Source organism: Mesorhizobium sp. M0898 (assembly GCF_040319695.1).
Taxonomy (GTDB): domain Bacteria; phylum Pseudomonadota; class Alphaproteobacteria; order Rhizobiales; family Rhizobiaceae; genus Mesorhizobium.
In genome coordinates this window covers 1-10,568 of sequence record NZ_JAMYOE010000084.1, presented here as the reverse complement: position 1 = coordinate 10,568, position 10,568 = coordinate 1, and the positions used below count along the sequence as shown (strand labels likewise).

Annotated in this window: 11 protein-coding genes; 3 read left to right on the top strand and 8 right to left on the bottom strand. The window is 63.9% G+C overall.

Translation table 11 applies throughout. The annotated features are described in order from the left end of the window. The first annotated feature begins 223 nt into the window (after positions 1 to 223). On the top strand, positions 224 to 1,162 hold the full coding sequence (locus NKH90_RS33560; RefSeq protein ID WP_352682187.1) for an alpha/beta hydrolase: 939 nt from the start codon (positions 224 to 226) through the stop codon (positions 1,160 to 1,162). A 46-nt stretch (positions 1,163 to 1,208) separates the two neighbouring features. Here NKH90_RS33560 and NKH90_RS33555 read toward each other — a convergent pair whose 3' ends face one another. The 3 genes from NKH90_RS33555 to NKH90_RS33545 all read right to left on the bottom strand — a co-directional run bounded on the left by NKH90_RS33555 (position 1,209) and on the right by NKH90_RS33545 (position 3,090). Further along, on the bottom strand, positions 1,209 to 1,493 hold the full coding sequence (locus tag NKH90_RS33555; RefSeq protein ID WP_352823555.1) for a hypothetical protein: 285 nt from the start codon (positions 1,491 to 1,493) through the stop codon (positions 1,209 to 1,211). 99 nt (positions 1,494 to 1,592) lie between these two features. Continuing rightward, on the bottom strand, positions 1,593 to 2,378 hold the full coding sequence (locus NKH90_RS33550) for a DUF899 domain-containing protein (protein WP_023677589.1): 786 nt from the start codon (positions 2,376 to 2,378) through the stop codon (positions 1,593 to 1,595). Between the two features lie 157 nt (positions 2,379 to 2,535). After that, entirely contained in the window at positions 2,536 to 3,090 is a 555-nt protein-coding gene (locus NKH90_RS33545) for an autotransporter (protein ID WP_352823552.1), read from the bottom strand. Positions 3,091 to 3,189: 99 nt separating this feature from the next. Between NKH90_RS33545 and NKH90_RS33540 the strand changes: the two genes are divergently transcribed. Beyond that, entirely contained in the window at positions 3,190 to 3,936 is a 747-nt protein-coding gene (locus NKH90_RS33540; protein WP_352743890.1) for a GntR family transcriptional regulator, read from the top strand. A gap of 165 nt (positions 3,937 to 4,101) precedes the next feature. Here NKH90_RS33540 and NKH90_RS33535 read toward each other — a convergent pair whose 3' ends face one another. The 5 genes from NKH90_RS33535 to NKH90_RS33515 all read right to left on the bottom strand — a co-directional run bounded on the left by NKH90_RS33535 (position 4,102) and on the right by NKH90_RS33515 (position 9,160). Further along, positions 4,102 to 5,760 carry an FAD-binding dehydrogenase gene (locus NKH90_RS33535; RefSeq protein ID WP_352823549.1) on the bottom strand — a complete coding sequence of 553 codons (1,659 nt, stop codon included), beginning with the start codon at positions 5,758 to 5,760 and terminating at the stop codon, positions 4,102 to 4,104. A gap of 58 nt (positions 5,761 to 5,818) precedes the next feature. After that, positions 5,819 to 6,805, bottom strand: coding sequence for a Gfo/Idh/MocA family protein (locus NKH90_RS33530; protein WP_352823546.1), 987 nt, complete (start codon positions 6,803 to 6,805; stop codon positions 5,819 to 5,821). Positions 6,806 to 6,986: 181 nt separating this feature from the next. Further along, complete coding sequence (locus NKH90_RS33525) at positions 6,987 to 7,562, bottom strand: YceI family protein (protein ID WP_352823543.1); 576 nt, start codon at positions 7,560 to 7,562, stop codon at positions 6,987 to 6,989. Positions 7,563 to 7,630: 68 nt separating this feature from the next. Continuing rightward, the gene (locus NKH90_RS33520) at positions 7,631 to 8,209 is read right to left on the bottom strand and encodes a cytochrome b (RefSeq protein ID WP_352743894.1); all 579 of its coding nucleotides are present in this window, start codon (positions 8,207 to 8,209) and stop codon (positions 7,631 to 7,633) included. A gap of 60 nt (positions 8,210 to 8,269) precedes the next feature. After that, on the bottom strand, positions 8,270 to 9,160 hold the full coding sequence (locus NKH90_RS33515; RefSeq protein WP_352743896.1) for a LysR family transcriptional regulator: 891 nt from the start codon (positions 9,158 to 9,160) through the stop codon (positions 8,270 to 8,272). Positions 9,161 to 9,267: 107 nt separating this feature from the next. Here NKH90_RS33515 and NKH90_RS33510 point away from each other — a divergent pair, with 107 nt between their 5' ends. Then, on the top strand, positions 9,268 to 10,263 hold the full coding sequence (locus NKH90_RS33510) for an aldo/keto reductase (protein ID WP_352823558.1): 996 nt from the start codon (positions 9,268 to 9,270) through the stop codon (positions 10,261 to 10,263). The last annotated feature ends 305 nt before the right edge of the window (positions 10,264 to 10,568 follow it).

Genomic DNA, 10,568 nt, shown 5'->3' with positions numbered 1-10,568 from the left:
GCGCAAAGCGCGCCAAACTGTTCGCGATGTCCTCGCACACCTGTTCGCGATGTCTCCGGTCCAAACAGGGGGGAGATCGGATGTCGCTTCGGTTTTCGCCAATCTCCAACGTTGCAAGATGGGCTGCAAGGCCGAAGCTGCCAATCTCCCCACTTGAGGGGGAGATGGCCGGCAGGCCAGAGGGGGGTGCTCAGGCGCTGTCGTCAGAACACTTTCAGCGCCCATGACCGACTACAAAACCCTCATCGACGCCGAGACCTGGGCCTTCATCGAGCGGACCAATTCTTATTATCCGCCCGATACGATCGACTACACCGTCGCCGAGCAGCGCCAGATCTATAACCGGATGTGCCGCGAGTTCTTTGCCGGCTATCCCCAAGGCGTCACGGCGGAAACCACCGCCATTGCCACACCCTGGCACATTCCGATCCGCATCTACCGCGCCCCGGCGCCGGAAGCTTCGGCAATGGTGCTTTATTTCCATGGCGGCGGTTTTATCCTCGGCGGGCTCGACAGCCATGACGACCTCTGCGCCGAGCTTTGCAGCCGCACCGGCTACGAAGTGGTTTCGGTCGACTACCGGCTGGCACCTGAACACCTTCATCCGGCCGCCTTCGACGATGCCATCAGCGCCTTTGAATGGGCGGCGGCGACTTACGAGCGTCCTGTCCTGCTCTGCGGCGACAGTGCCGGCGGCAATCTCGCCGCCGCTGTCAGTCACGCAACGCGCGGCCATGCGCGCAAGCCGATCGGCCAGATTCTGGTCTATCCCGGTCTTGGCGGCGACAGCTCCGCCGGTTCCTACGTCACCCACGCGGAAGCGCCGATGCTTACCGCGCGCGACCTCGTTTTCTACAGGGACATCAGGACCGGTGGCGAGGATCGCACCGGCGATCTCACTCTGTGGCCGCTCGCCGACGCCGAGTTCGCCAATCTGCCGCCCACCGTCGTGATCACTGCTGAATGCGACCCGCTGTCGTCGGACGGCGAAGCCTATCGCGACCGCATCGTTGCCGCGGGCGGGCGCGCCTGGTGGCTCGAGGAGCCGGGGCTGGTGCATGGCTATTTGCGCGCCAGGCACACGGCCGGCCGCGCCCGCTCGAGCTTTACCCGGATTGTCGATGCAGTAGCGGTTTTGGGAAGGGGCGAGTGGATCTGGTGAGGGATGTCTTCCCGACCAGAACGGGCCTTTGTCGGCCGGTATAGCTCTATTTGCGGCGGCGTCGCCGGCCGGAAACCTGCTTCAGCCAAGGTCCTAAATGAAAGCCGCTCATCAGCAGGTACATCGGGACCATGCCGCCCAGCGGTGACGCCTCTTGCCCGGTCGAGCACATCATGTCCGGCGCTCCGCCGAGAAGCGTCAGCAGCGCCATGGTTGCGAAGGTCGGCGCGGCCGCTAAGGACAGCCAGTCGGCTGCGCCAAGGGCGGCCGGGCTTGCGTTCTCGTCCTGGATCGCGTTGCCGGCGGATCCGTCTGCATGAATCTCGCTCATGTTTTTGTCCTGGGTAGTGAGCGGGATGCATTCGAATTGAACCGTGCATCCCGCTCCATCCATTTGCCCTAGCCGCATTTCCGCGACGCCAAAGACGTTCTATTCGGTGCGGTTCCGGAACGCGGCCTCTCCGGCGTCCGACACCTCGACCCACTTTTTGTCGGGAACGGCTTCGGCGCCGTAATTGTCGTGCCAGTTCCACCACTTGTACGTCGGCGTCTGCGGATAGCCCTCGGGCGAATCCTCCCAAACCTCCTGGCGGCCGAGCGGCGACAGGTCGAGATAGCTCCATACGGTCCCCATCGCCTCGTCGCCGCGGTTGTTGATGAAGTAGGTGCGGAACACGCGATCACCGTCGCGGATGAACACGTTATGGCCGTGCCACTCGTCAACGCCGAAATCGGCATCGAAGCTGTCGGTGATGGTGTACCAGGGCATCTTCCAGTCCATCCGCGCCTTCAGCCGCGCAATGTCGGCCTGCGGTGCGCGCGAGGCGTAGGCAAGCGTGGTGTCGCGGGCGTTCAGATGGGCGAGGTTGCCGACCTGGTCCGCCCCCAGCGAGCAGCCGCGGCAAGCGTGGTCGGGCCAGCCGAATACGCCGGGCTCGAAGAAGGCGCGGTAGACGATCAGTTGACGGCGGCCCTCGAACAGGTCGAGCAGGCTCACCTTTCCGTCAGGCCCTTCGAACGTATATGTCTTCTCCACCGCCATCCACGGCATCCGCCGACGCTCGGCGGCCAGTGCGTCGCGAGCCCGGGTCACGGTCTTCTCCTTCACGAGCAACTGCTGGCGCGCGGCCTCCCACGCGTCAGGCGAAACGACCGGTGGTGTCTTCATCGCGAGCCGCGTCGTCTGCTCGCCTGTGCCATTCTGATGTGCCGTCATTGTGCATCTCCCTTGCTGGTTTGTCGCCGCACCGGCGCGACGGGTCGGGTCGTGAGCCAGGATAGGGGCGATAGCGGATTGGCGAGAGTGACAAGTGTGACGCGATTCCGACGGGTTCGCTGATCACGGCCAATTTCGCCGCCCGCGACGCCTCTGCTCATTCGTGCCCAGACTGCTGAATTGGCCGTGCGCCGGCCAGGTAGCGATCATTGTCAAACGCTTCGGCCTGGTTGCTGTCCGGACTCCACAGCTGCCGGTGGGTTCGTGTGAGATCGCCGAGGTAGACATGCAGCGCACCCGATCGCGCACCGCCCGTATTCGCAACCGCATGAACGGTATTTGACGCCATGTGCACCACGGCAGGCGCTGCGATGTCCTGCCTTTCGGGAACATCGAGTTCGCTGCCGGCAACGGGATAGATGAAGTTCGTCTCGCTGCCCTTGTAGATGCCGATCAAGGCATCCATCAGGTGGTTGTGAGGCGGGTACTGCAGGCCGGGCGACAGAGTGATGTGATAGATCGTCAGGTTCGGACTCGCATGCAGAAGCACCTCGTCGTCGTCTTCTTCGTGAGCGAGTGTTCCCGATGCGTGAAAGCGGTTGGTATAGTCGCCCAGGACCGTCCTTACCGCTTCGAGGGGATCTGGCCCCTTCGCGGCATTGACGATATCATCGGCAACGGCGTAGAGAGGCGACTTGGCGGGTAAAGGCATATCAGTTATCCTCCCTGAGATGCTCAGACCATCAATCTGAGATGCTCACGCTAGCGAATGCTGATGCCAGCGTCAATCGGACAGCCAGACGGACGGAATATGAAAACGACGAAGTTGACCGCCGAACCGGCAAGGCCGGCCACGGTCGAGGCGACAGCACTGTCGGCCGCCGACGTCCTTCGCAGGGAACAGGCATATGAGCAGCTGAGGAACGACATCATTGCCTGCGTGCTGCGCCCCGGTGAAGCGCTGACAGAGAAGCAGATCGGTGACCGGTACCAGATCAAAAAGGCGACCATCCGCGCGGCGCTGGCCCGACTGATGCAGGAAGGGCTGGTCAGGAGCGAACCGCGCCGCGGCTACGTCGTTGCGACGCTCAGCCTGCGGGACGTCAACGAGATCTTCGATGTCCGCAGCTTGATCGAACCGGAAGTGTTCAGGGTGGCGGCATCGAACATGACCGAGCGCGGGCTCGAGGATGTCAGGCTGGCGGCGAAAAAGGTGCTGAAGCCGGAGACGCTACGCAGCCACGTCGCCTTCCTTGCGGCCGACTGTGCCTTTCGTCTGGCCCTTGCGGAGCTCTCGGGAAATTTACGACTGGCGCATCTGCTGGACCAGATACTCGACCAGTCGGCGCGGGTTCTCCACCTCGGCTTCAAATCCCGCGACTTCACCCAGTTGATCATCGCCCAGCAAAAGGAGCTGGTCCTTGCCTGCGAGGCAGGCGAGGTTTCCGCCATCGTCAAACTTGCCCGTTCGCAGTGCCTGTCTCTCAAGAAGCAGGTGCTCGAGGCGTTGCTTGCCGGTTCCAAGCTTCAAGACGTCAATTTGCAGCCCTTCGCCTAGAGCCGGTTCCGGTTCTCCTGGAACCGGTAACCCGCTCTAACTATCTGTTTTGCCGCATTTATGCGGACGCCAAATGATTCCATTCGGCTGCAAAATGCTCTAAGGGAAGTTGGCCATTCGGTGCGACCCGCCACCTTGGCGCAACGGCCGCCGGCGGGCCTTGTTTCACCCCACCGCGTGTGCCGCCGCCCGTCCGGCACTGCGGCCGGAAAAGATGCAGCCGCCGAGAAACGTGCCTTCGAGCGCTGCATAGCCGTGCATGCCGCCGCCGCCGAAACCGGCGGCCTCGCCCGCCGCGTACAGCCCCTCGACTGGTTGGCCGCCGGCGCCCAGCACGCGGCTGTCGAGGTCAGTCTCCAGCCCACCGAGCGTCTTGCGGGTCAGGATGCTGAGCCTGACGGCAATCAGCGGGCCATTGGCGGGATCGAGCAGCTTGTGCGGTCTTGCGGTGCGGATCAGCCGGTCGCCGAGATAGGCTCGCGCGCCGCGCAACGCAGTAATCTGCATGTCCTTGGAGAACGGATTGTCGAGCTGCCGGTCGCGGGCGCGGATTTCGCGCTCAACCTGCGCCAGTTCGAGCAGCGGCTCGCCGCCGGCCACCGCGTTCATGCGGGCGACCAGCGCCGGCAAATCAGGCTCGACGATGAAATCCTCGCCCTTCTCCATGAACGCCTTGACCGGCGCGGGCACGCCGCTGGTGGCGCGGCCGAGCACCTGGCGCCAGCTCTTGCCCGTCAGATCGGGGTTCTGCTCGGAGCCCGACAGCGCGAACTCCTTCTGGATGATCTTTTTGGTCAGGATGAACCAGGAATGATCGAAGCCGGTGCTCATGATGTGGCTGAGCGTGGCCAACGTGTCGAAGCCGGGATAGAGCGGGACCGGCAGGCGCTTGCCGCGCGCATCGAGCCACAGCGATGACGGGCCGGGCAGGATGCGGATCGCATGATCGGTCCAGATCGGTGCCCAGTTCCTGACGCCCTCGACATAGTGCCACATGCGGTCGCGGTTGATCAGCCGGCCGCCGGCGGCTTCGGCGATCGCCAGCATGCGGCCGTCGACATGATCGGGAACGCCAGTGATCATGCGTTTCGGCGGCGCGCCCATCCGCTTCGGCCAATTCTCCCGGACCAGCTGGTGATTGGCACCGATGCCGCCGGAGGCGACGATGACGGCCTGCGCCTTCAGCTCGAAATCGCCGGTGATCTCGCGCGAGCTCTTGCGGCCGCGCTCGGCATCGCTCGCCGCCAATAGGTCGCCGCGCACGCCGTTGACGACGCTGCCTGTCCGCGTCAATTCGTTGACCCGGTGACGGAATTTGAAGCGGATCAGCCCGCGTTTCTCGGCCTCGCGTACGCGCTGCACGAACGGTTCGAGCACGCCAGGGTCGGTGCCCCAGGTGATGTGGAAGCGCGGCACCGAATTGCCGTGGCCGACGGCATTGCCGCCGCCGCGCTCGGCCCAGCCGACCACCGGAAAGAATTTCAGGCCGCGCTGCATGAGCCAGGAGCGCTTCTCGCCGGCGGCGAAGCCGACATAGGCCTCGGCCCAGCGGCGCGGCCAGAGATCTTCCGTTCGGTCGAAGGCTGCGGCGCCCAGCCAGTCCTCGACCGCCAGCTCATACGAATCGCGGATGCGCATGCGCCGCTGTTCGGGCGAATCGACGAGGAAGATGCCGCCGAGCGACCAGAACGCCTGGCCGCCAAGCGACTGTTCCGGCTCCTGCTCGACAATGATGGTCTTCTTGCCGGCCTCGGCCAGTTCGGCCGCCGCGACAAGACCGGCAAGGCCGGCGCCGACAATGATCACATCCGCGTCGTCGGGCATCTATTTGGCCATGATCTCGTCCAGAAACCGGTCCCCATTTTTTGGGATCATCGCCGGCCTAGACTGCCTCCCAGCCTTCCTTCTCGCCGGCGCGGAAGATGGCATCGATGACCTTCTGGTTGAGCACCGATTCTTCCAGGGTGAAGACGCGGTCCTTGCCGCCCTGCGCCGCCCGCGCGAAGGCCTCGACCTCGAGCCGGTACTGTTGCGTGCCGGGAAAGCGGAACACCTGCGCCTCGCTGTGGTTCTGGTTGTGCAGCTCGACGCGGTGATGGTCGTAGAGTCCGGCGTTGAACGGTGAGAACACCTCGATGAAGCCCTTCTCGCCGTGAAAGACCATCACCTGGCGTGCCGCCATCTGCGTCGACAGGTAAAACGACAGCTCGAAGTCGCCGAAATCGGCGCGGATCGAGGAATAGATGTCGGTGCCGAATGTCTTGTCGCGCTCGATCGTCGCCTGGACGCGCAGCGGCTCCTTGCCGGTCGAAAAGCGTGTCGACACTGTCGGGTAGACACCGATGTCGGGCAGCGCGCCGCCGCCGAGATCGAGCTTGTTGCGCATGTTGTTGGGGTCGACATTGTAATAGGAGAACGCGCCCTGGACATGGCGCAGCCGGCCGATGGCGCCGTTGGCGATCAGCTCGCGCACCTTGATCCATTGCGGATGGTAGACGACCATGAAGGCTTCGCAGACCAGCACCTTCCTGGCATCGCGCAGCTTGATCAGCGGCGGAATGTCCTTGGCATCGAGCGCCAGCGGTTTTTCGACCAGAACATGCTTGCCGGCCTCGATCGCCTTGGCCGTCCATTCGAGATGCTGCGAGGTCGGCAGCGGAATGTAGACGCCGTCGATGTCGCTGGAGGCGAGCAGCTCCTCATAGGAGCCGAACGCGTGGCGCGCACCGAAGCGTTCGCCCAGCGCCTGCGCTTTCGACAGATCGCGGCTGGCAATCGCGGACAGCACGCCGTTCTCCGCTTCGACGATTGCCGGCAAAAGCTGCTCGCGGCCGATCTTGGCCGTCGACAAAACTCCCCATCGGAACATCAGATTTCTCCTCTCGATTGCAGGCCTGGAGGTTTGCCCCAATTCAGGAGAAAAGCCAATGCGGGAGCATGGCGGCGAACAGGGCGATCATCTGCGGCTTGTCCGGATGCCGGCGCTGCCCTTGCGGAACCTGGGTTCCTCGCCCCACGAAGTGGGGAGAGGAACCCCAGTCCTGCAAAGACTATCCCCGCTTGCCGGTCAGCGTCATGTCGAAATCGACGACGTTGGAGTAAATCGGCGTGCCGACATCCATGCCGTAGCGCGACCGCAGCACCTTGCCGGTGACGTGGAATTTTATCGTGCCCGCCTTGAGGCCACCGAGATCGGCCGTGAACTTTTCCTGAAAGGTCTTGCCGCGCGCCGTCAGCCGGCCGGTGACAAGGGCTGACGTGTCGCCGGTGCGTTTGACGCTGGTCGAACGGAACTGGATCTCCGGATTGTTGGCCGCGTCGAAGACTGCGTCCGAGCGGAGAAAGGCATCGATGCGGCTTTGGCCGGTACCGACGCTTTCGGGGAAGATGGTGAAATTGACCCGGGACCGGCCGACATCGCTGTTGTCGATAAGGATACTGCCCTTGAAGCGGGAGAAAGCACCGTCGAGCCCGCCGCCGCCGAGCTTGCCGATGGAGAAATGGATGCTGGAACTCCCCGGGCTGATCGTGTAGCTGCCGGCCGCCTCGCCAAGGGCAACGGCGGCGAAAACAGGCATGGCAAAACAAGCGGCGGCTGCCGCAAATCCGAAGATGCGCGCGTACATGGAAATGGCCCTCTTTGCAGGCAACGCTTTCTTGCGTCCTCGCCCCATCAACGAATGAGCCGTCCGCTCTATTCCCTGTCGTGATGTGACGAAGCCGTGATCATGCGCGTCAGCACGGTATCCCTCAGCCAGAAATGATGGCGCAGCGCTGCGGCGAGATGCAAAGCGACAAGTCCGATGCCCGCATAGGCGAGATACCAGTGCGTCGCTGCCCAGAAGCTTTCTGCCGTGTCCGATTCACCGAGCGGCAGATTGGGCATGACGAACAGATTGAACGGCACGCTCGGGATCTCCAGCACCGAGACCGAGACCAGCGCCCAGCCGGACAACGGCAGAGCGAGCTGAAACGCATAAAGCGCGAGATGGACCAGCGGCGCCATCCGGCGCTCGAACGGGCCGACCGAGCGCGGCAGCGGCGGGGCCGGTCTGCCTAGGCGCCAGGCGATGCGCAGGATGACCAGTCCAAGCAGCAGGAAGCCGAAGGATTTATGCAGCTGGATCAGCTCGAAGGTGGTGCGCTGGCTGGACAGCCGCACCATGACGAAGCCGAGCACGAACTGGCCGATAAAGAGCGCCACGATCAGCCAGTGAAGGATGATCGCCGTCCAGCCGTAGCCGGCAGTCTGGTTTTTGGGCAGTGCTGACATGGTCGGTGAACGAATGCCAGGTCGGCTTTCTTCCACCTCTCCCTTGTGGGGAGGGTTGGCTTACTCGCCGACCTTGAAAAAATCGACAAAGGCTCTGAGCGCCGGCCGCATCTGGCGGCGGCTGGGGTAATAGACGAAGAAGCCGTCGAAGCGCGGGCACCAGTCCTCCAGCACGCGAACGAGCTTGCCGGCGGCGAGCGCGTCGCGGACATAATCCTCGAACACGAAGGCGAGCCCGGCGCCGTCGACCGCGGCGTTGGCAATCAGATGGTCCTCGTCGAGGATCAGCGGCCCCTGCACCGCTATCTCGATCTCCTCGCCGTTTTGCTCGAATTCCCAGCGGTAGAGAATGCCGCTGGAGAAGCGGAAGCGGATGCAGCGGTGAGCGGCGAGATCGCGCGGATGCTGCGGTTTTGGCATGGTCTCGAAGTAGGCTGGCGCGCCGACCACGGCGCCCCGAAGGTCTGGTCCGATGCGCACCGCGATCATGTCGCGCTGCAGGCTCTCGCCCAGTCGCACACCGGCATCGAAGCCGCCCTCGACGACGTCGGTGAAGCGGTCCTCGATGACGATCTCCAGCACGATGTCGGGATAGGCAGCCGCAAAGGCGCTGAGCCTCGGCGTCAGCGCCAGATGGGCCGCGGTGCGCGGCACGGTCAGCCTGAGATTGCCCGCCGGCCGGTGGCGCGCCTCGATCGCCGATTCCAGCGCCAGCTCGATTTCCGACAGCGCCGGCCTGAGGCGCTCGAGCAGTTGCGCGCCCTCCTCGGTCGGAGCGACGCTGCGCGTGCTGCGCGCCAGAAGCCGCACGCCGAGGCGCGCTTCGAGGCTGGACACCGCGTGGCTGACCGCCGATGGCGCGATTGCCAGTTCCTTGGCGGCGCCGCGAAAACTGCCGCATTGGGCGACCATTGCCAGTACCGCGAGCTGTGAAAGATGGGTTCGCTTCATTGATCTATTTCTTGGAACAGCCCGTGCAAATGAGAGCCGATTATCGAATTCGGCGCAAGACGCTATCTCTGCGGCATCACAACCATCACAACAAGGAGACACGCGTGATGCAAACCCGCAAGCTTGGCAATGAACTTGACGTCTACCCGGTCGGCCTCGGCTGCATGGGGATGAGCTTTGCCTATGGTGGCCAGCCGGAGGCGGAGGCGATTGCCACGCTGCGCCATGCCGTCGAGATCGGGGTCAATTTCTTCGACACGGCCGAGGTCTATGGCCCTTACGAGAACGAGATCCTGGTCGGCAAGGCGCTGAAGCCGGTGCGTGACAAGGTGACGATCGCAACCAAATTCGGCTTCAAGATCCTCGAAGAAGGCAGCGGCATGGAGCGCATGGCCGGTGTCGATAGCCGCCCGGAGCATGTCAAGGCCGTGGCCGAAGCGTCATTGAAGCGGTTGGATACGGAGGTGATCGATCTCTATTACCAGCACCGCGTCGACCCCAACGTGCCGATCGAGGATACGGTCGGCGCCATGGCCGAGCTGGTGCGCGAGGGCAAGGTGCGGGCGCTCGGCCTGTCGGAGGCGAGTGCGGCGACCATCCGCCGGGCGCATGCCGTGCATCCGATCGCCGCGGTGCAGAGCGAGTATTCACTGTGGAGCCGCGATCCGGAGGAGGAGGTGTTTGCTGTCTGCCGTGAGCTCGGCATCGGCTTTGTCCCCTATAGCCCGCTCGGCCGCGGCCTGCTCACCGGCACGATCGCCAAGCCCGATGTTCTCGGCGCCGACGACTGGCGCCGTGGGTTGCCGCGCTTCCAGGCCGACGCCATGGCGGCCAATGCGGCGGTCGTCGCCGTGCTGGAAAAGATGGCCGCCGGGAAGGGCGTGACGCCGGCGCAGCTGGCGCTCGCCTGGGTGCTGCATCAGGGCGACTTCATTGTGCCGATCCCTGGTGCCCGCAAGATACGACATCTCGAACAGAATACGGCGGCAGCCGATATCGTGCTGAGCCAGGCCGAGGTGGCATCCATCGGCGACGCCCTGTCGCCGGAAAAGGTGGTCGGCAAGCGCTATACCGAGGAGCTGCTGGCGCTGGTTAACCGGTGAACGGCAATCGACGGCGTAATCGAAACGGGGCGTTTGGGCACCCCTTTTTGACTAGTACGGTGCGATGCAAAGCGTTGTGAGACCTCGGCGCGAGGCACCCCCCTCTGTCCTGCCGGACATCTCCCCCTCAAGGGGGGAGATTGGCAGTTCCCGCGCCCTGCCCGCCCTTCCGGCGCCGGTGATTGGCGAAAGCCGAGGCGACATCCGATCTCCCCCCTTGAGGGCAGGGCTATCGCATATGAGTGATGGCATTGATGAGATAGTCGTCGTTCCAGGCGCATTTCTTGATGCGATGGCTGATGGGA

Bases quoted from the DNA above. Each gene is read 5' to 3' on its own strand.
- NKH90_RS33560 (WP_352682187.1), top strand. From the start codon at position 224: ATGACCGACTACAAAACCCTCATCGACGCCGAGACCTGGGCCTTCATC.
- NKH90_RS33555 (WP_352823555.1), bottom strand. From the start codon at position 1,493: ATGAGCGAGATTCATGCAGACGGATCCGCCGGCAACGCGATCCAGGAC.
- NKH90_RS33550 (WP_023677589.1), bottom strand. From the start codon at position 2,378: ATGACGGCACATCAGAATGGCACAGGCGAGCAGACGACGCGGCTCGCG.
- NKH90_RS33545 (WP_352823552.1), bottom strand. From the start codon at position 3,090: ATGCCTTTACCCGCCAAGTCGCCTCTCTACGCCGTTGCCGATGATATC.
- NKH90_RS33540 (WP_352743890.1), top strand. From the start codon at position 3,190: ATGAAAACGACGAAGTTGACCGCCGAACCGGCAAGGCCGGCCACGGTC.
- NKH90_RS33535 (WP_352823549.1), bottom strand. From the start codon at position 5,760: ATGCCCGACGACGCGGATGTGATCATTGTCGGCGCCGGCCTTGCCGGT.
- NKH90_RS33530 (WP_352823546.1), bottom strand. From the start codon at position 6,805: ATGTTCCGATGGGGAGTTTTGTCGACGGCCAAGATCGGCCGCGAGCAG.
- NKH90_RS33525 (WP_352823543.1), bottom strand. From the start codon at position 7,562: ATGTACGCGCGCATCTTCGGATTTGCGGCAGCCGCCGCTTGTTTTGCC.
- NKH90_RS33520 (WP_352743894.1), bottom strand. From the start codon at position 8,209: ATGTCAGCACTGCCCAAAAACCAGACTGCCGGCTACGGCTGGACGGCG.
- NKH90_RS33515 (WP_352743896.1), bottom strand. From the start codon at position 9,160: ATGAAGCGAACCCATCTTTCACAGCTCGCGGTACTGGCAATGGTCGCC.
- NKH90_RS33510 (WP_352823558.1), top strand. From the start codon at position 9,268: ATGCAAACCCGCAAGCTTGGCAATGAACTTGACGTCTACCCGGTCGGC.